Origin of the sequence: Geobacter pickeringii (genome assembly GCF_000817955.1) — a bacterium.
Taxonomy (GTDB): Bacteria; Desulfobacterota; Desulfuromonadia; order Geobacterales; family Geobacteraceae; genus Geobacter; species Geobacter pickeringii.
On the sequence record NZ_CP009788.1, the window covers coordinates 1548944 to 1569207 of the forward strand.

12 protein-coding genes, 1 tRNA gene and 3 riboswitches are annotated in these 20264 nt (G+C 63.3%); of the genes, 10 read left to right on the top strand and 3 right to left on the bottom strand.

Translation table 11 applies throughout. From position 1 onward, the window contains the following. Positions 1-33: 33 nt before the first annotated feature. The gene (locus GPICK_RS06975) at positions 34-2352 is read right to left on the bottom strand and encodes a TolC family protein (RefSeq protein WP_084201366.1); all 2319 of its coding nucleotides are present in this window, start codon (positions 2350-2352) and stop codon (positions 34-36) included. 162 nt (positions 2353-2514) lie between these two features. Further along, the gene (locus GPICK_RS17305) at positions 2515-3045 is read right to left on the bottom strand and encodes a c-type cytochrome (RefSeq protein ID WP_039741667.1); all 531 of its coding nucleotides are present in this window, start codon (positions 3043-3045) and stop codon (positions 2515-2517) included. A gap of 731 nt (positions 3046-3776) precedes the next feature. Continuing rightward, positions 3777-3853: riboswitch (cyclic di-GMP riboswitch) on the bottom strand. 67 nt (positions 3854-3920) lie between these two features. Then, positions 3921-3997, bottom strand: a riboswitch (cyclic di-GMP riboswitch). A gap of 63 nt (positions 3998-4060) precedes the next feature. Then, positions 4061-4137: riboswitch (cyclic di-GMP riboswitch) on the bottom strand. Positions 4138-4521: 384 nt separating this feature from the next. On the opposite strand from GPICK_RS17305, the gene recC reads away from it, so the two are divergent. The 7 genes from recC to arsB all read left to right on the top strand — a co-directional run bounded on the left by recC (position 4522) and on the right by arsB (position 15333). Next, positions 4522-7701, top strand: a complete 3180-nt coding sequence (recC, locus tag GPICK_RS06985) for an exodeoxyribonuclease V subunit gamma (protein ID WP_039741669.1) — start codon at positions 4522-4524, stop codon at positions 7699-7701. Between the two features lie 3 nt (positions 7702-7704). Further along, the gene (gene recB / locus GPICK_RS06990; RefSeq protein WP_052263337.1) at positions 7705-11322 is read left to right on the top strand and encodes an exodeoxyribonuclease V subunit beta; all 3618 of its coding nucleotides are present in this window, start codon (positions 7705-7707) and stop codon (positions 11320-11322) included. Beyond that, positions 11312-13123 carry an exodeoxyribonuclease V subunit alpha gene (recD, locus tag GPICK_RS06995; RefSeq protein WP_052263338.1) on the top strand — a complete coding sequence of 604 codons (1812 nt, stop codon included), beginning with the start codon at positions 11312-11314 and terminating at the stop codon, positions 13121-13123. The genes recB and recD overlap by 11 nt, the downstream gene beginning before the upstream one ends. A 68-nt stretch (positions 13124-13191) precedes the next feature. After that, positions 13192-13268, top strand: a tRNA-Met gene (locus GPICK_RS07000). Positions 13269-13551: 283 nt separating this feature from the next. Continuing rightward, complete coding sequence (locus GPICK_RS07005; protein ID WP_407920197.1) at positions 13552-13824, top strand: ArsR/SmtB family transcription factor; 273 nt, start codon at positions 13552-13554, stop codon at positions 13822-13824. 52 nt (positions 13825-13876) lie between these two features. Beyond that, entirely contained in the window at positions 13877-14293 is a 417-nt protein-coding gene (locus tag GPICK_RS07010; RefSeq protein ID WP_039741675.1) for an arsenate reductase ArsC, read from the top strand. Then, positions 14290-15333 carry an ACR3 family arsenite efflux transporter gene (arsB, locus tag GPICK_RS07015; protein WP_039741677.1) on the top strand — a complete coding sequence of 348 codons (1044 nt, stop codon included), beginning with the start codon at positions 14290-14292 and terminating at the stop codon, positions 15331-15333. The genes GPICK_RS07010 and arsB overlap by 4 nt, the downstream gene beginning before the upstream one ends. Positions 15334-15405: 72 nt before the next feature. Here arsB and GPICK_RS17805 read toward each other — a convergent pair whose 3' ends face one another. Further along, the gene (locus tag GPICK_RS17805; protein WP_039741680.1) at positions 15406-15639 is read right to left on the bottom strand and encodes an HD-GYP domain-containing protein; all 234 of its coding nucleotides are present in this window, start codon (positions 15637-15639) and stop codon (positions 15406-15408) included. Between the two features lie 64 nt (positions 15640-15703). Here GPICK_RS17805 and tilS point away from each other — a divergent pair, with 64 nt between their 5' ends. The 3 genes from tilS (at position 15704) to folP (ending at position 20251) form a co-directional block, all read left to right on the top strand. Continuing rightward, a complete protein-coding gene (gene tilS / locus GPICK_RS07025) occupies positions 15704-17095 on the top strand; it encodes a tRNA lysidine(34) synthetase TilS (RefSeq protein WP_039741683.1) in 1392 nt (463 codons plus the stop codon). Between the two features lie 130 nt (positions 17096-17225). After that, positions 17226-19052, top strand: coding sequence for an ATP-dependent zinc metalloprotease FtsH (gene ftsH / locus GPICK_RS07030; protein ID WP_039741686.1), 1827 nt, complete (start codon positions 17226-17228; stop codon positions 19050-19052). Continuing rightward, positions 19049-20251, top strand: a complete 1203-nt coding sequence (folP, locus tag GPICK_RS07035; protein ID WP_330217063.1) for a dihydropteroate synthase — start codon at positions 19049-19051, stop codon at positions 20249-20251. Before ftsH ends, folP begins: the two co-directional genes overlap by 4 nt. Positions 20252-20264: the final 13 nt, after the last annotated feature.

Sequence of the window (20264 nt, forward strand, 5' to 3'; positions counted from 1 at the left end):
TTTTTTGCGGTGCGGCATGGCGGTGCAGCCGTGTTAGAGACCGCTCTCCGCCACGCTCGCCCGTATCCCCCGTTCTTCCAGTCTCGCCACCGCGATCCTCGCCGCCTCCTCCGTCGAAAAATTACCCGCCACGAGCACGAGGGTCGGCATCGTCACGGAGGCGGCCACCATGCGTAACTTCATCCCCTTGCCGGAGAGACGCGCCTGTTCCCGGAGGGCGCTCTCCCGGTCGGAATACGAGCCGGCGTAGACCCGGTGACGGTGTTCGCCGCTTCTGATGATGAAGGGATCGGCGTCGAGGGCGCGAAGCTTCTCCACGGCCATCCGGGCCGCCTCGCGATTCGGGTATTCGTCGAGGTAGAGCCGAAGCATCTGCACCGTCTTTTTCGACCCCTGTTCCACCGTCGAGGAGAGGCCCGCTTCGGCGACCTTGCTTCGGCTTTCCTCAAGCGCACTTCTCGCCACATACTCTCCGATCCTCAGGGTGTAACGCTTCTCTCTGCCGGATGGGTCACTCCCTTCGACAGTGGGGGAGGGCGCATCTTGGGGAACCTTTGCATCAGCTCCCGGAACGGTCACCCCCTTCGCCGACCCGGCACTTCCGGCCGCCGGCTGGCTGTCACCCTGACGATGGGGTAGTACGTCTCCCGGCTGCTCCGATGCCGTTTTCACCGGCCCGGTGAAGAGCGCATTCCCTCCGTCTGACACGGCAAGGGCGTCTCGGTCAGTGTGAAACGCCACGCGCTGAAGCGCGACGGAGGGGGAGGTCGTCTCTTCGCTCTGCTTCCCATCCCCTTTGGGTGGCGATCCTTCCCCGCCATCATCTCCCACGATCTTTTCCGGCTGTGCCGCATCAATCTGGATTCCCTGACGCTCGAGGAGCTCGCCCGCATCCCGCCAGAGCTTGGAGACGGTGTAGGCAAACGTCTCCAGCGCCTCCATCTGTGCGGTCCTGGCAGCGGTCAGGTCGTTATCGGCGTTGATCACATCCTGAACCGTGGTGGTACCGGCCCGGCCCTGCTTGCGGTACTCCTCGCGACGCTGCTCGGCATACTGCAGCGCCCGGTCGGCCGTCTGCATCTGGAGTCGCGCCGAGATGAGGGCGCGCAGGTCGGACTCCACGTCATTGCGGATCTTCCACGCAAGCGCCTTGATCTGATTTCCCAGCTGCTCGGTCCTGATCTTGCTCTTGAGATAGTCGTTTCTCAGTGCGGTGTTGCCGAGCGGAACGCTGAACACCATTCCGGCAGACCAGTAACTCCCGGGGCGCTCCCCGATCTGCCGATAGCTTCTCCCGAAGTTGTCCGCGGTTCCCGTGAATCCGCCGCTGGCGCTGAGCGAGAGGTCGGGGAGCGCCTGGTGCCGCGCGACCCGTTCCTGCAACTGGCTCGACTTCAAGGACAGCTGGAGCTGCTTCAGGTCGTTGCGGAGCTCCAGCGCCTTTTTCAGGACCTGGTCTTCCGTTTCCGGCGGCTCTTCCCGCGAGGGGGGATCAACGGTGACGATCTGGGTCTTGTCTTCTATCCCGATCAGATAGCGCAGCGTTGCTTCCTGGTCCCGGACGTTCCGTTCGGCTTCAACCAGGTCTTTGCGCCGTTGGGCAATGGCATATTCGGCGTTGGCAATCTCAAGGTCCTGTTTCTTCCCTCCCTTCATCCTGGTCTGGATTTCGTCCCGGAGCCCCTGGGCGGAGTTCAGGGCCGTCAGTCTCGATTCCAGCGTTTTGCGCAGCGTGAAGAGGCGGTTGTACGAGGTGATGACCGACAGGACGGTGTCGGAGATGAAGAAGCGCAGCCGTTCCACGGAGTCCTGCTGACTGTTCTCGGCCAGGGTGATGCTGAGTTCCGTGGCCTCCTTCCCCGCGTTCCGCAGGAGGGGCTGGGTGGCGCTCAGGCCGACCGAGGACTGCCATTCGGTGGTCGTCGTGGTGAGGGTCGATGCTTCCGCGTTGGTGAAGCCGGACTGGGTTGCGGCACTGATGCTGCCGCCGGTCGGCAGGAGCTGGCTCAGGCTGATGGAGGCAACCCCGCTCTTCGTTCTGAAGAACGGATCACCCGGGGTCGACACGACTCCGCCATTGGCCGAAATGCCGAAGAGCGGGTCGTAGATCCCCCGGCTCCTGCTGACATCGATCACCGCCATGGAGGAGTTGAGCGCCTCGGTCTTCAGGTCGATATTCTTGCGGATCGCCATCTCGATGGCGGCTTTTCGCGACAGATCCAGGGTGGTGGGAACACCTTCACCCCGGGCGCTGCTGGCAGCGAGGAGGCCAAAGGCGAGGAGTGCCTGCCCTAAGACAAGGGCCCCCCTGGCAGAAAACTGGATTGCTGGTGCGCCGGCATGATGCTTCATACGGATCTCCTCCTTCGCATAGGTGGGCAAAGTATATCATTTGTTGGTGGAATCTCACGTGTGCCGCGCGTGAAGGTCGAGCGTAGCGAGAGTGGAAAAAAGAAGAGCCCTCCCCGGGGAGGGGAGGGCTCTGTCTGGCAGGTATTCTACCGGTGTCGAACGTTACTGCCCGGCAGCAAGGGCGGAGATCTGGGCGGAGGTCAGCGTGCTACTGAGGAAGCCCATGCCGCCGATGTTGGCGCTGATCGCGCTCTGAATGGCGGAAGCGGATCTACCCTGTTTTGCCGTGCCGTGGCAGCCGGCGCAGTACTGGTTGTAAAGAGCCCAGGTCTGGGTCGGAGCCGGAGTCGGAGCCGGAGCCGGAGTCGGAGCAGGCGTGGGGGCCGGGGTCGGCGCCGGAGTGGGAGCAGGCGCCGGGGCCGGGGCCGGAGTCGGAGCGGGCGTAGGCTTCGGAACCGGGGCCGGCGTGGGGGTCGGAGTCGGAGCGGGAACGGGCTTGGGCGAGGTATTCCGCTTCTTCTCCTTGCGCTCCTTTTCGGCACGCTCTTTATCCTTCTTCTCTTTTTCCTGCTTTTCCTTCTGCTCTTTCTGGACCTTGGTGGCATAGTCATCGGCATAGCCGGCCGGAACCACCGCGGTTTGAGCCATGGTCAGGGCAAGGAACAGTGCTGCGAGTTTCGTCATATTCTTCATCAGTATAACTCCTTGGTATTTCTTTGTTTCGTGTTGGGTTGCAACTGTCGGGGTGTTACAGGCCGGAGGCGATGGCAGTGATCTGGGCAGAGGTCAGGAAGCTGAGGGAGCCCATGCCGCCGGTGTTGGCGTTAATCGCGCTCTGAATGGCGGATGCAGACCTACCCTGTTTTGCCGTGCCGTGGCAACCGGCGCAGTACTGGTTGTAAGTTGCCCAGGTTTTGGTCGGGGTCGGAGCAGGAGCCGGAGCAGGCGTAGGAGTCGGAGCCGGAGCGGGTGCAGGAGCAGGTGCAGGAGTCGGAGCAGGCGCAGGAGCCGGGGCCGGAGCAGGCGTAGGAGCCGGAGTCGGAGCAGGCGTAGGAGTCGGGGTCGGAGCAGGCGTAGGCTTCGGAACCGGAGCCGGAGTCGGAGCCGGAACCCGGCGCACTTTTCTTACGCCGTCGTCATTTCTCTCGCCACGCTCATACTCGGCATAACCGGCAGAAACGATACCCGCGACGAGAAGGCTGGTAATACCACAGACAGATGCAAACTTCTTGGACTTATTAAACATTGTGATTCCTCCGAATTTGTGTTGTGTGCTGCTTTGAGATTGTGTTTCCTGTTTTGATTCTGTTTCTGAAAATGTGTCCACTCTGTTCTTCGTTCTTGTTCAGAACACCTCCTTGTGGTTGTCCCGGCTTTGTCTGTGTCCGGACACAGAAAAGCCGGGCCCGAAGATCAGGTGATATTTCGGCATCCCGGCTGTCTCAGTGAGACCCTATGGGCTTTCCGCCCCATTCTCGCGAATGGTTTAGTCTTGTCGGCTATCGCCTATTGACAGACGATAATACTATACACACAAAAACAGCCAGGGCCTGATATCAATGTGATATTTCGGCATCCTGGCTGTCTCAGAGAGACCCTTTAGGCTTTCCGCCCCACTCTCGCGAATGGTTTAGTATTATCGACTATCGAGCGTTGATAAACGATTGAGAAAACAGAACAGCCGGGGCCGACTATCATTTAGTGATATTTCGGCATCCCGGCTGTCTCTGTAAGACCCTGTAGGCTTTCCGCCCCACCCTCGCGAGTGGTTTAGTATTATCGTCTATCTTCTCAGCAAGTTTTCTGTGACTTTATTTGATCGAAAAAATTATGTCAATATTTTTTTTGTCAGTCAAAAACGAAAATAATTTCTGTTGTGACGTTTCATGAAGTTAAACACATTATATTGGTGGGGTCCTCAGCCCATTGTTTATCGGCGCGAACACCGATTTGACAGTCAGGCGAGATCTGCTTGCCATAACGCATTCATGCCGATCAGACTCGTGCATTGCCGCATCGTGGTGGCGACCCGAGAGGGCTTCGCCGAAGGTGCTTGCCCGCCAGGACCGATATGACGTATTCTGACCCGCTGATGGTGCAGAGTATCCCGGAAGCCGCCGCAACCCGTTCCGGCGACGGTTAGAAACGACGCGGGAGGAGACTTTATCCGTGCCCCTTAATGTCTATACGAGCAACCGGATGGAGGAACTGGTCGCACGGCTTGGTGATGTTCTCGGCGCCCGGCCCCTTGCCGATCCCTTTTCATCCGAGGTTCTGGTTGTCCAGAGCAGGGGGATGCAGCGCTGGCTGGCGATGGAGCTGGCAACGCGGTTCGGCGTCTGGGCCAATGCCCGCTATCCCTTCCCCAACGCATTCGTGCAGGAGCTCTTCACGGCGGCGGTTCCCGGCGCGGGCGACCTCTCTCCCTTCGATCCGGCGGTGATGACCTGGCGGGTCATGGAGACGCTGCCCGGCTTCCTCGATCAGCCGGCCTTCGCAAGCATCGGCGGCTATCTTGCGGGGGGGGAGCGGGAGCTGAAGCGGTACCAGCTGGCCGGAAAGATCGCCGACACCTTCGACCAGTACACCATTTTCCGCCCCGAGATGCTTGCCGGGTGGGAGAGGGGGCGCGAGGACCACTGGCAGGCGCTGCTCTGGCGGGCACTGGCAACGGAGGGGGGGCTGCACCGTCAGCGGCTGCGCGAGGAGCTCTTCGCCCGGCTTGCCCGGCGCGATGTCGCTACCCTTGGGCTGCCGGAGCGGATCGCCGTCTTCGGCGTCTCGTACCTGCCGAAATTTCACCTGGAAATCTTTTCCCGCATCGCACCCTTTACCGAGGTGAACCTCTTTGTGCTGAGCCCCTGCCGGGAGTACTGGGCCGATATCCTTCCCGAGCGGGTGCTCGCCCGGCTCACCCCGGAAGAGCGTACGGCGCGGATCGAGGGGAATCCGCTCCTTGCCTCTCTCGGCCGGCTCGGCCGGGAGTTTTCGGAGACCATCGTCGAGCTCAGCGCTACCGCCGGCGGCGAGGCCGACCTCTACCGCGGCGGGGACGACGGGACCCTGCTGGCGGCGATCCAGGACGACATCCTCAACCTCCGGGGTGGAGAGCCGCACCGCCCCAAGACGGCCATCGACGGGGGGGACCGCTCCCTCCGGCTCCATTCCTGCCACAGCCCGATGCGCGAGGTCGAGGTGCTCCACGACACCCTGCTCGCGTACTTCGAGGAGATGACGGATCTGGAGCCGCGGCAGGTCCTCGTGATGACGCCGGACATCGAGGCATATGCGCCGTATATCGCGGCGGTCTTCGACGGTTGCCAGGACCCGAAGAAACGGATTCCGTACACCATCGCCGACCGGAGCATCGGTGCGGGCGGGGGGCTCGCCGAGACGTTCCTGGCGATCCTCGATCTCCCCGGCAGGCGCTTTCCGGTCACGGCGGTCATGGAGATATTCGCCGCCGCTCCGGTGCACGAACGGTTCGGCGTCCGCGACACGGAGCTGGACCTCGTTCGCCGGTGGCTCGAGGAGACCCGCATCCGGTGGGGGATGGATGAGGAGGAGCGGCGCGCCGCCGGGTTTCCCCCCTTCCGGGAGAACAGCTGGCGGGCGGGGCTCGACCGGCTCCTCCTCGGCTACGCCATGCCCGACGAGGGGGGGCGCCTCTTCGACGGCATTCTCCCCTTCGATGCCATGGAAGGGGAGGGGCCGGCGATCCTCGGCAGGTTTCTCACCTTCGTTGAGCGGCTGCACGGGCTGCTGGCCGATCTCGAGCGGCCCCGTTCGCTGATGGAGTGGGAAGGGCTCTGCCGGCGGATTCCCGACGATTTCTTTGCGGCACCGGAGGAGTCGGGCTTCGAGATGGCGACGCTCCAGGGGATCCTCGACGAGGTGCGGGAGCTTCAGAGCGCGTCCGGATTCGGCGGCACGGTGGGGCTGCCGGTGATCCGCTCCTGGTTCCAGGGCCGCCTCCGGCGCGAGCAGCCCGCGGTCGGCTTCATGTCCGGCGGCGTCACGTTCTGCGCCATGCTCCCGATGCGGAGCATCCCGTTCCGGGTGATCGCCATGCTCGGGATGAACGACGATTCCTTCCCCCGGCAGAACCGCCCCCCCGGCTTCGACCTGATCGCCGCCGAGCGCCGCCCCGGCGACCGCTCGCTGCGCGACGAGGACCGCTACCTCTTCCTTGAGGCGCTCCTCTCTGCCCGCGAGCGGCTCATCATCAGCTCCATCGGCCAGAGCGTGCGCGACAACAGCCCCGTTCCGCCGTCGGTCCTGGTGGATGAGCTCCTCGACTATCTGGAGCGCCGGTACACCGACGGCACTCCCGGTTTCCCGGCATCGCTCGTGACGCGTCACCGCCTCCAGCCCTTCAGCCCGGCATACTTCACCGGGACGGAAGAGCTGTTCAGCTATGCCGACGAGGAGTGCCGGGCCGTGGCGAACCGGCTGCGGGGGAGCGTGCCGGCTCCCTCCTTCGTCGCGGAGCCGCTGCCGTCCCCTCCCGACGAGCTGCGTACCGTTACCCTCGGGAGCCTCCTTGCCTTTTTCGACAACCCGTCCCGCGCCTTCGTCCGCACCCGACTGGGGATTACCCTTGATGAAGCCGCTTCCCCCCTGGATGACCGGGAGCCCTTCGGCCTCGATTCCCTCGCCGCCTATGATCTGCGGCGCGAGCTGCTGGAGCGGGCGCTGGCGGGCGATGATCCGGCGGCACTCCTCCCCGTGGCCCGCGCCAAAGGGGTATTGCCCCCTGCCCGCCAGGGAGAGATGGCATTTCATGCCCTGGCCGCGGAGGTGACGGAGTTTGCCGGGCGGGTCGCCGGACTGAGGGGGGCGGGGGAGCCGCTGGAGCCCCTCGCCGTCGATCTGGCCATCGGTCCGTTCCGGGTGACGGGACTTCTGGACGGAATCCGGAGCGAGCGGCTTGTCCGCTACCGCTGCGCCCGCCTTTCGGGGCGCGACCAGGTGCGGCTCTGGATCGAGCATCTGGTGCTGAACGCCGTTGCCGAGACGGGGTACCCCACCGCCAGCGCCCTGGCCATGACCGACGGCTCCCTCTCCTTCGTGCCGGTGGCGGAGAGCCGCGCCTGCCTGGAGACGCTGCTGAACTTCTATTGGGACGGGCTCCGGACGCCGCTGCGGTTCTTCCCCCGCGCTGCCGCCGCCTACTCCAGGAAGTGGGAAATCGGGAGCGCCCGGACCACCTGGGGAGGGGAATTCAATCCCGAGGGGAACAATCCCTACTACCGGCTCTGCTACGGGGGGGAAGATCCCCTCGACGGGGAGTTCGAGCGGGTCGCCCGGGTCATCTTCGAGCCCCTCGCGCACCACCGGGGAGAATGAGCCATGGATGCCATGCTGACCTACGACAACCTGGGTATGGAGCTTGAGGGGGTGAACCTCATCGAGGCGAGCGCCGGCACCGGCAAGACCTACGCCATCGCCTGCCTCTTCCTGCGGCTGGTGGTGGAAAAGGAGCTGCTCCCGGAGCAGACCCTGGTGGTCACCTTCACCGAAGCGGCCACCAAGGAGCTGCGTGCCCGGATTAGGGAGCGGCTGCGGGATGCCCGCGACGCCTTCGCCGGCCTCCTCCCGCCGTCGCACATCGATCCGTTCCTCAAGGGGCTGGTCGCCAATGGCAACGGCGCCGGCCCGGGAACCACGGCCGCCATCGAGCGCCTCGACCGCGCCCTCCAGACCTTCGACTGCGCCGCCATCTCGACGATCCACGGCTTCTGCCTCCGGGCCCTCAAGGAGAACGCCTTCGAAAGCGGCTCCCTCTACGATACCGAGCTCGTCGCCGACCAGCGCGGGCTCCTGCAGGAAATCGCCGACGACTTCTGGCGCCGCTCCTTTTTCGGCGCCGATGCCGAGCTGCTGCCGGCGGCCCTGCGTGACGGATGGACCCCCGAGAAACTCGCCTCGTTCCTGCGCGGGAAGGTCGGCAATCCCGAACTCCTCCTCCTGCCGGCGTTCACCCCTGACGAGGTGGCGGCGCTTGCGGGGGAGGGTGGGGCAGTCTACGCCGCCCTTGCAGACCTCTGGCGCCAGCGCCGGGGGGAGATCGAAGCGATCCTCCACGAGCACAAGGGGTTGAGTCGTTCACGGAACAACTACCACCCCGACCTCGTGCCGCTCCTTCTGGCGGGGATGGCCACCTACGTGGACGGAGGGAATCCCTTCGACCTCCCCGCCGGCTTCGAGAAGTTCTCCGCCGCCTTCATGCGCGACAACCGGATGAAGAAGGCCGATCCGCCGGAGCACCGCTTCTTCGACCTCTGCGAAACGATGACCGACGTGGTGAGGCGCCGGCTCCTCGCCCTGCGGGGGAGCCTGGTGACCTTCGCCGCGGAGCGCCTCGCCGCGCTGAAGGGACGGCGGAACATCCGCTTCTTCGACGATCTCCTTGCCGATCTCTATCGCGCGCTGGAGGGGGGGACGGGGGACGAGCTGGCGTTGCGCCTGCGCCGGCAGTACCGGGCAGCTCTCATCGACGAGTTTCAGGACACCGATCCGGTCCAGTACCGGATCTTCCGGCGCATCTACGCCGACGGCACGGTCCCCCTTTTCCTGATCGGCGACCCGAAACAGTCGATCTACGGCTTCCGCGGGGCGGACATCTTCGCCTACCTGGAGGCCCGGGCCGACGTGCCGCCGGAGCGGCGGTTCACCATGGACCGCAACTGGCGCTCCACGCCGGAGATGGTAAAGGCGGTGAATCATCTTTTCGCGCAGCGCGCCGACCGCCCCTTTGTGGTGGAGGATATCGGCTATCCCAATGTTGCCGCGGCCCGGGAGGGGCACCCCCTGTCTCTTGAGGGGCGCGACCGTGCGCCGCTGCAGTTCTGGTTTCTGGAGCGGACTGGGGACGACGGCGCCAGCATCGGGATCGCCAAGGCGCGGCAGCGAATCGTTGCCGCGGTGGCGGGGGAGATCGCCTCTCTCCTTGCCGACGGACGCGCCGGCACGGCAACCATCGAGGGCGAACCGCTCGTGCCGGAGGATATTGCGGTGGTGGTTCGAAGCCACGGTCAGGCGGCCCTCGTCCGCGAGGCCCTGGCGGGGTTCGGCATTCCGTCGGTGGTCCAGAGCACCGGGAGCCTCTTTGACACCGATGCGGCGCGGGACGTCCTGCGCGTGATGCAGGCCGTTGCCGAGCCTGGCCGGGAATCCCGGGTGCGGGCCGCCCTCGCCACGTCGCTCTTCGGCGTCCCGGCCATCGGGATTGCCCGGCTGCTGGACGACGAGAAGGGGTGGGAGGGGCGGCTGGCGGCATTTCGCACCTACCACGAGCTCTGGCAGACGCGCGGCTTCATGACGATGTTCCGGACGCTTCTGGCCCAGGAGGGGGTGCGGGAGCGTCTCCTGCCGCTGGAGGACGGCGAGCGGCGCCTCACCGACATCAACCACTGCAGTGAGGTGGTCCACGGCGCCGCCGTGGCGGGGGGTCTCGGCATGGACCGGCTCTGCGCCTGGTTCGGCGAGCGGGTGAGCACCCCTCCCGAGGGGGAGGAGTACCAGATCCGCCTCGAATCGGACGAGAAGGCGGTGCGGATCGTCACCGTCCACGTCAGCAAGGGGCTCGAATATCCCATTGTCTTCTGCCCCTTCGCCTGGGGCGGGGTCCGGGACGACGACGGGATGGCGGTCTACCACGACGGGTACCGCATGGTGGCCGATTTCGGATCTGATCGGCTCGACGAGCACCGGAGAAAGGCGCGCACCGAGAACCTTGCCGAAAACCTGCGCCTCCTCTACGTTGCCCTCACCCGGGCGAAATACCGCTGCTATCTCGCCTGGGGGAAGATCCGGTATGCCGGGACCTCGGCCCCGGCCTATCTGCTCCACCCCCCCGCCGGCGGTGACGCCGCCGATGTGGCGGCTGCCCTGGCGGAGGCGTTCGAGAAGCTCTCCGACGCCACCTTGGTGCAGCGTCTTGCCGACCTGCGCCAGGGTAACGAGGCGCTCCTCACCGTCACCGTCAACCCCGAGCCGGCGGGGGAACGCTATCGGGGCGACCGCGGCATCCCTTCCGCCGCCGTCTGCCGCCAGTTTCGCGGGCGGATCGACGGGGAGTGGCGCGTTGCCAGCTTTACCTCCTTTGTCGCCCGCCACCGGCCGGAGGAGGAGCTCCCCGACCGCGATCAACGGGACGGAGGTGCTGCGGAGCCGCCGGAGGCAGAGCGTTCCGTCCCGCCGCCGGATTCGATCTTCGCGTTCCCGCGCGGGGCCCAGGCCGGTATCGCGCTCCATGCCATCTTCGAGAAACTCGACTTTGCCGGGGCCGACGAGGGTGCGGTTCGCGGGGTTGTGGCGCGCCAGCTCGAACGGTACGGATTCGACGCCGCGTGGTGCGGGCCGGTCTGCGCTCTGGTTTGGAACGTTTTCCGGGCTCCTCTCGCGGATGCGGAGGGGACCGGGTTCCTTGCCGCCCTGAAAAAGGGCGAATGGATTCCGGAGCTGGAATTCTACGTTCCTCTCCGGTTCGTCACCTCGGAGAGGGTGGCGGAGGTGCTGCGGCGGTGGGGGGGGCTCCCCGGCGGCGCCAGTCTGGCGGAAGTCGCGGACCGCCTCGATTTCAGGCCGGCGCGGGGGATGGTGCGGGGATTCATCGACATGGTCTTTCGCCACGGCGGGCGATATTACCTGATCGACTGGAAGTCGAACCACCTCGGGAACCGCACCGAGGAGTATCGCCGGGAGCGCCTCGTCCGCGAAATGGAGCGCGAACTCTACCCCCTCCAGTACCTCCTCTACACCGTTGCCCTGGATCGCTACCTTGCGGCGCGAATCCCCGGCTATCGCTATGAAACGCACTTCGGCGGGGTCCGGTACGTCTTTCTCCGGGGAGTGGACCCGCAGCGGCCCGAGCTCGGCATCTACCGCGACACCCCTCCCGCTGCGCTGGTAAAGGAACTCGGATCGCTCTTGATTGGGAGCGCGGGAGGGAATCATGCTCTCTGAAGCCACGGTTCTACGCGACATCGATCACCGCTTCGCCGAGTTCATCGGCCGCATCGCCCTCCGTCCGAGCGAGGAGCTGACCGATGCCGTGCGCGCCCTGAGCAGCGCCGTGGGGCAGGGCCACGTCTGCATCGACCTGACCGACGGTTGTGCGGAAGGTGGGGCCCAGCGCCGCGTGGAGGCGCTGCGCGCATCGGGGGCGGTCGGCAGGCCGGGGGAGCATGCCCCCCTGATCCTCGACGAGGGGGGGCGCCTTTACCTCTATCGTTACTGGAGATATGAATCCGATCTTGCTGAAACACTGAAGGAAAAAGCCTCAGTGTCGCCGGAGGTGGACGGGGAGCGGCTCGCCGACGGCATCGTCCGGCTCTTTGGCCCTCCTGACCCGCGCGATATCGATTGGCAGCGGATCGCCGCTGCGGCGGCGGTGCGAAGCTGCGTATCGGTCATCTCCGGCGGACCCGGCACCGGCAAGACCTCCACGGTGGTCAGGATCATGGCGCTCCTCCTTGAACAGGGGGGGGAACGGCCGGTGCGCATCGCCCTTGCCGCCCCCACCGGCAAGGCGGCGGCGCGGCTCAGGGAATCGATCCGCGGGGCAAAGGAGCGCCTTGCCGTCTCCGGGGAGATCCGGGATCTGATCCCCGACGAGGTGATGACGCTCCACCGGCTGCTCGGCGTCATCCCGGATTCGAACCGCTTCCGTCACCATGCGGACCATCTTCTCCCCTATGATGTGGTGATCGTCGACGAGGCCTCCATGGTGGCCCTGCCGCTCATGGCGAAACTTGCGGCCGCCCTGGGCGCCCGCACCCGCCTGATTCTTCTCGGCGACCGCGACCAGCTCGCGTCGGTGGAGGCGGGCGCAGTCCTCGGCGATATCTGCGATGTGGGGCGACTGCACCGCTTTTCTCTCTCGTTCCGGCAGTTTGTCGCCGATGTGACGGGGGAGGGGGCCGGTCCCGGCGATGCGGAGCCTGATCCGGCCCCCTTGGCGGATTCGGTGGTCATTCTCCGGAGGAACTACCGGTTCGGTACCGACAGCGGCATCGGCCGCCTGAGCCGGCTGGTGAACGAAGGGGAAGCGGAGGGGGCGCTCGCGCTGCTCCACGGCGAAGAGCACGCCGGGGTGACGTGGCGCGAGACTCCTGCTGCGGACTCGCTTCACTCGGTTCTCGAACAGAGGGTGATCGACGGCTACCGCCATTACCTGGGGGGGGACGATCCCGCTGCCGCGCTGGCCGCCTTCGACCGGTTCCGGATCCTTTCCGCCGTCCGCGAAGGGCGGTACGGCGTCAACGGCCTCAATCATGCCGTCGAGCGGATTCTCACCTCCGCACGACTTGCCGAGTGCGGGCGGCGCTGGTATCGGGGGCGGCCGGTCATGATCACTGTGAACGACTATTCGCTGCGGCTTTTCAACGGTGACGTCGGCATCGCGCTCCCTGACAACGAGGCTTCGGGCGGGCTGTCCGTCTATTTCCCGGCACCCGACGGAGGGATCAGGAAACTGTCGCCGCTGCGGCTCCCCCCCCATGAGACGGCATTCGCCATGACCGTCCACAAGAGTCAGGGGAGCGAGTTCGATGCCGTTTTGCTGGTTGTTCCGCCGGTGGAGTCACCGGTGGTGACGCGGGAGCTTCTGTATACCGGGATCACCCGCGCCCGCTCCGGGGTCGAACTCTGGTGCGGTGAGGAGATTTTCCGCCGGGCGGTGCTGCGCCGGATCGAGCGCCGGTCGGGGCTCCGGGAAGCTCTCTGGGGAAGCTCCGTGGAGGTCGCCGGTGCGCCCGCGCCCTGACGGCTCCCTCGTAGCAGCTTTTTCCTTGACAATGCGGCAAAGGTGGGTTATTAAACACGTCTCTTTACGGCGGTGTAGCTCAGCTGGTTAGAGCATACGGCTCATATCCGTAGTGTCCGGGGTTCAAGTCCCTGCACCGCCACCATTTAACTGAGGAACCCTCTAAGTCGCCAAGGCTAGAGGGTTTTTTGGTTTTACCGTCCATGCTTCGGTCTCTGTAGATCCACAGAAAGGTCTACAATGAACCACGGCGGAGCGGTAGGTAACCCACAAGCCTTCATGGATGCTGTGAGACGGCGGGATTGTGGTGTTCAAGGAAGTAGTTTGACGAAATCCGTTAAGGCGGATATATTGTGCCCATGCAAGAGCTGACCAGTATATTTCAATCCCTGGAAGAGGAAATCCGCCTCCGCATTCTGGCGTTGTTGATGGAGGCTGGTGAGTTGTGCGTCTGCGACCTGATAGCGGTATTGCAGCTGCCACAATCTACCGTTTCTCGGCATCTCTCCCACCTCAAGAATGCTGGTTGGCTCCAGGACCGTCGGGTAGGAATCTGGATATACTACTCTATAGTCAAGCAGCCAGGACCGGTGCACCAATCCCTCTTGCCCACCATACGGTACTTCTCGCAGCAACAAGAGATTGTAAGGCTGGATTCCGAGAATCTTAAAGGGTTGGCTAAGGGGAGGAGTTGCGCCTGATTTTTTTTGAGCTATCACATATGCTAATCCGGATATAAGGGAGGAAAGACGGGTGAAGAAAGTGCTGTTCCTCTGTACCCACAACTCTTGTCGTTCTCAAATGGCCGAAGGTCTGGTGAACCACTATCTTGGAGAAACCTATCAGGCCTGCTCTGCCGGTACTGAGGCGACAAGGGTCAATCCACTGGCGATAAAGGTAATGGCTGAGCTGGGAATTGATATGTCCGGGCACTATTCCAAGGTGTTTGACCAGTTTGCCGGAGTGCAGTTCGATCGCGTGATAACGCTTTGTGGTTCAGCAAATGAGCAATGTCCTCTGTTCTTTGGTGGAGTTCAGAGGGTGCATATCGGTTTTGAAGACCCATCGAGGGTTGTAGGTGCCGAGGAGTATGTGCTGAGTGAATTCCGTAGGGTACGGGATGAACTAAAGGATAGACTGATTGCTTACCTGACAGGAGTAAAGGCATGAGCGAACGTGTGGGACAAAAACTGTCGTTTGTTGATCGCTGGCTGACCGTCTGGATCTTTGCGGCAATGGCTGTTGGTGTGGGCCTTGGTTATCTGGTCCCTGGTGTCGAGACCTTCATCAACAGCTTCCAGGTAGGTACGACTAACATTCCTATCGCCGTCGGTCTGATTCTGATGATGTACCCACCGTTCGCCAAGGTCAAATATGAGGAGATGCCCGAGGTCTTCCGTAACAAGAGGGTGCTGGGGCTGTCGTTGGTGCAGAACTGGTTGATTGGGCCGGTGTTGATGTTCGTACTTGCGGTTGTTTTTCTGCCGAATAAGCCCGAGTACATGGTCGGTCTGATAATGATAGGTCTGGCACGATGCATTGCGATGGTGATTGTCTGGAATGAGCTGGCAAAGGGTAACACGGAATATGCGGCTGGCCTGGTGGCCTTCAACAGCGTCTTCCAGGTACTCTTTTACAGCGTCTATGCGTGGTTCTTCATTACCAAGCTCCCCCCACTGTTCGGGTTGTCTGGCAGTATTGTTGACGTGAGCATCGGGCAGATTGCCCAGAGCGTATTCATCTATCTTGGCATCCCCTGCATAGCCGGAGCAGCAACACGGCTCATTGGAGTAAAGATCATGGGCAAGGAGCGCTATCATCGTGATATTGTCCCCAAGATAGGCCCCATAACCCTGATAGCCTTGCTATTCACCATCGTTGTGATGTTCAGCCTCAAGGGGGAGCTGATTGTGCATCTGCCAATGGATGTTGTGCGAATCGCTATCCCGATGCTGATATATTTTGTTGTAATGTTCCTGGTATCCTTCTGGATGGGAAAGAAGCTTGGAGCCGACTACGGTAAGACCACCACCCTTGCATTTACTGCGGCCAGCAATAATTTTGAACTGGCTATAGCCGTTGCCGTGGCTGTGTTCGGGTTGAACTCGGGGGCTGCGTTTGCTGCGGTCATTGGGCCACTTGTTGAGGTGCCGGTCATGATAGGTCTTGTGAATGTGGCCTTTGGTTTGAGGAAGAGGATTTTTGCGTGATGATGTAGGATGAGGACGCTACGGCCCTGATTTTTTTATGGCGCTCGTGGTATTTAATCTGACCGGCCAGAATTACTCATTACCGGTGATTATTGCTGCAAACCGCTGGAGCAGCTCCTTGTTAAACTGTCCCTTCAATTCTGCCTGCATGGTTTTAAGCGCTTGCGAAGAAGAGACTGCCTTCTGGTATGATCGGTCGGCCGTCAGAGCCAGATAGACATCACAGATTGCTCCCAACTGGGCGTTGCGGGGGATATCGTTCCCCTTGAGCCCGACGGGGTAGTCGCGCGCCTTTCGTTTCGTCAATCCGTTGGCGTTCTATACCATCGACGTTTATTGTGCAAGCTTTAGTTCTCCCTGGAGCCCGCCGGTGAAAACGATCTCATCGAAAATCCTCGCCTTTGCCACGGAGCATTCGCTCTTTTCTCCCGGAGACACGGTGGTCGTCGCCGTGTCCGGCGGCCCTGACTCGGTAGCCCTCCTCGATATCCTCGCATCCCTCTCCTCGCTGGAGCTGCAACTGGTCGTGGCCCATGTGAACCATTGTCTGCGCGGAGCCGAATCGGATGAAGACGAGCGGTTTGTCGCCAGTCTGGCGGCATCCTATGGCCTGCCGTTCCACGGCGAGACGGTCGATGTGCGCGATTTCAGCCGGAGGGAGTGCCTCTCGCTGGAAGACGCCGGCCGCCGTTGCCGCTACGCTTTTTTCGACCGGCTCGCCGGACGTTGCGGGGCGTCGTCCGTGGTGCTGGCCCACCATGCCGACGATCAGGCCGAAACCTTGCTGCTGCGGCTGCTGCGGGGGGCGGGGACGACGGGGCTTTCCGCCATGGCACCGCGTACGGCGGGGCGCTATGTCCGGCCGCTGCTGGCACTCACCCGTCACGAGATCGAGCGCTATCTCCGCGAGCGGCACCTTTCCTTCCGGGTCGATTCGTCCAATGCCGATATCGCGTTTCTGCGCAACCGGCTCCGCCATGAGCTCCTCCCGGCCCTTGCCGGGTACAATCCGGAGATCTCCCGCCGGCTGGCGGTGACGGCCGAGCTGCTCGCTGCCGACGAGGAGGTGCTGGAGCGGGCCGTGGCATCAGCCTTTGAGCGAATTTGTCACGGCAGAGGTGATGCGGGAGTCGAACTTGACGTGGCGGCGCTGCTTCGGGAGCCGCGGGGGATCCGCTATCGGCTCTATCGCCGGTGTGTGGAGCTGGTGAAAGGGGATCTTGCCCGCCTCGCCTTCAGCCATGTCAGGCAGATCGACGACCTCGTCCGTTCCCCACGGCCCAATCTTTCCTGTACGCTGCCGGAGGGGGTGAACGTAACGAGGGCATACGGGACGCTCGTCGTCGGGCCGGCGGCGGTGAAGGAGGAGTTTGAAGGGGAACTCTTCGTCGATGGCCCCGGCACCTTCCCCCTGCCGGGGGGGGGGGAGTTGGTCGTGGAGGTGGGGGGACCCCCTGAAGGCGTCGATCTGCCGCCGCACGCGGGGTGTTTCGACCTGGCGCGGACTCCCTTCCCCTGGCTGGTGCGGGGAGGGCAACCGGGTGACCGGATTCGTCCCCTCGGGATGGGTGGCAGCAGGAAAGTCAAGGACATCTTCATCGACGAGAAGGTCCCGCGGGAGTTGCGGCGGAATATCCCCCTGGTTTTCAGTGGCGGCGAACTGATCTGGGTCTGTGGATACCGGGTGGCCGAAGGGGGGCGGGTCACCGCCGATACCGTCCTCGTCGCCCGCGCGGAGGTCCGCTACAGGCCCCTGAAGTGACCTGAAATCACTTGTCAACCGATGTTGGTTATGATAGCTTTTTTCAATTAATCAGACACTTCGCGCTGAGGGTGCCCGTTTCGGTGGCCGCCACCGGAGCGTTCGCTCCATCCATTCCTCGGGGGTAACCTTGAACCAGTTCTACAAAAACCTTGCGCTCTGGCTGGTGATCAGCTTGATGATGATTCTTCTCTTCAACCTCTTCAACAAGCCGCGCACCACTGCCGAACGCTTGAGCTACAGCGATTTCATCGCCTCGGTCGATGCGGGGAAGGTGAATTCGGTCGTCATTCAGGGGAACGACATCATCGGCAAATTCTCGGACGGGAAGGAGTTCCGCAGCTACCGGCCGATGGATGCCATGCTCTCCGACAAGCTCCTGGAGAAAAAGGTCACCGTAACCGCCAAGCCGGAAGAGGAAAAGGTCTCCTGGTTCTCCATCTTCATCTCCTGGTTCCCGCTGCTTTTCCTCGTGGGGGTCTGGATCTTCTTCATGCGGCAGATGCAGGGGGGGGGCGGCAAGGCGATGGCTTTCGGCAAGAGCCGAGCAAAGCTCCTCACCGAGGCCCAGGGGCGGATCACCTTCGAAGACGTCGCCGGTGTTGACGAGGCGAAGGAAGAGCTGGAGGAGATCATCCAGTTTCTCAAGGATCCGAAGAAATTTACCAAGCTCGGCGGCCGCATCCCCAAGGGGGTCCTGCTGGTAGGCCCTCCGGGAACCGGCAAGACGCTTCTGGCCCGCGCGGTGGCGGGTGAGGCCGGGGTGCCGTTTTTCTCGATCTCCGGCTCCGACTTCGTGGAGATGTTCGTCGGCGTCGGCGCTTCTCGGGTCCGCGACCTCTTCGTGCAGGGTAAGAAGCATGCGCCGTGCATCATCTTCATTGACGAGATCGATGCCGTCGGTCGTCATCGCGGTGCCGGCCTGGGGGGGGGGCATGACGAGCGGGAACAGACCCTGAACCAGCTCCTGGTGGAGATGGATGGTTTCGAGTCCAACGAGGGGGTCATCCTCATTGCCGCCACCAACCGCCCCGACGTTCTCGATCCGGCGCTGCTGCGCCCGGGGCGCTTCGACCGGCAGGTGGTGGTGCCGCAGCCCGACGTGAAGGGGCGGGAGATGATTCTCAAGGTCCACACCAAGAAAACCCCGCTGGGACCCAACGTCGATCTCGCCGTGATTGCCCGGGGGACTCCCGGTTTCTCCGGTGCCGATCTCGCCAACGTGGTGAACGAGGCTGCGCTGCTTGCCGCCCGCAAGGATAAGAGCGTGGTCGACATGCAGGACATCGACGACGCCAAGGACAAGGTTCTGATGGGGGTCGAGCGGCGCAGCATGGTAATCTCCGAAGAGGAGAAGAAGAACACCGCCTACCACGAGGCCGGCCATACCCTCGTCGCTAAGCTCATCCCCGGCACCGATCCGGTTCACAAGGTCTCCATCATCCCCCGCGGACGCGCCCTGGGGGTCACCATGCAGCTCCCCATCGAGGACAAGCACAGCTACTCGAAAGAGTCGCTCCTCAACCGGATTGCCGTTCTCATGGGGGGACGGGCCGCCGAGGAACTCATCTTCGCGAGCCTCACCACCGGCGCGGGGAACGATATCGAGCGCGCCACCGAAATCGCCCGGAAGATGGTCTGCGAGTGGGGGATGAGCGAGAAGATGGGGCCGGTCACCTTCGGGAAGAAGGAAGAATCGATCTTCCTTGGCCGCGACATGTCGATGCACAAGAACTTCAGCGAGGCGACCGCCGTGGAGATCGACGTCGAGATCCGGCGGATCGTGGAGGAAAGCTACAGCCGGGTGAAGACCCTGCTTAGGGACAATGTCGACCTTCTGCACGATATTTCCCTCCAACTCATCGAGAAGGAAAACCTGAGCGGCGACGAGGTCGACAGGATCATCAGTGCCGGCCGCGCGAAGGGCGCACCTGAGGCGGCTCCCGAGGCTCCATGATCCCTTCGGTCAGAGTCCTTGCTGCCGCCGCCTCACCCGGCGAGGCGGTGCGCTGCCTCGTAACTGCGGGGGTAGGGGAAGAGGCGGCGCGTTCGCTCGCGGCGAACGGTTCGGCCCGGGTTCTCCTCCTGGAAGGGCTCGGGGCTGACGAGGCCCGCACCATCTCTGCCCTGGCTGCACTCCACGGTGGTGCGGTCGACACGGTCCATTCCGTTTCCGGTGGTGGCCATCGCCTTGCCGTTGCGGCTTCCCTGCAGATTCTCCGAAGCATTTTTTCACCGCAGCAATTCAATCAACCCGGTCTGGCTCCCCTTGCCGATCGGGCGATGAGGCTCCTTGAGCAGGAATCCCCCTCCGCGACTCTCTGGGCCTTCGGCCGGCGTTCATTGGACTTGTCGCGTCGCCCCTGCATCATGGGGATTCTCAATGTAACTCCCGATTCGTTTTCGGACGGAAATACATACTTCGATCGTTTTCGGGCCGTGGACAGGGCCCTGGAGATGGAGGCTGAAGGGGCCGACATCATCGACATCGGCGGTGAAAGCACCCGACCATTTTCTCCGCCAGTGGATGTCGATGAGGAGCTGCGGAGGGTCGTGCCGGTCGTCGAAGCATTGGCGGGCCGGCTCTCGATCCCCATTTCCGTTGACACGTACAAGGCCGCCGTTGTCCGTGCCACCATGAACGCCGGCGCGGAGATCGCAAACGACATCAGTGGGCTCACGTTCGATGACGCCATGTCGGCCGCCGTCGCCGAGAGCGGTGCCGGCCTCGTTGTGATGCATACGCGGGGGACGCCTGACTCCATGCAGCTCAGCACGGGTTACGACGACATCATGGCCGATGTGGTTTCCTTTCTGGGCCAATCCCTCCACCGCGCCCGGGCAGCCGGCATCCCCGACGAGCGGGTGGTGATCGATCCGGGCATCGGCTTCGGGAAGAGCGTTGCAGGCAATCTCGAGATTCTGCGGCGGCTGTCCGAGTTTGCGGGCCTGGGGCGCCCCGTTCTTCTCGGCACCTCACGCAAGACCTTCATTGGCAAGGTCCTCGGTCGAGAGGTGGATGAGCGGCTCTTCGGCACTGCGGCTACCGTAGCCCTCGGTGTCGCGCGGGGAGCTTCCATCTTCCGGGTCCACGACGTCAAGGCGATGCGTGACGTTGCGGACATGGCCCATGCCATTGCGTATCCCGCCGACTGACCGTTCCTGCCGG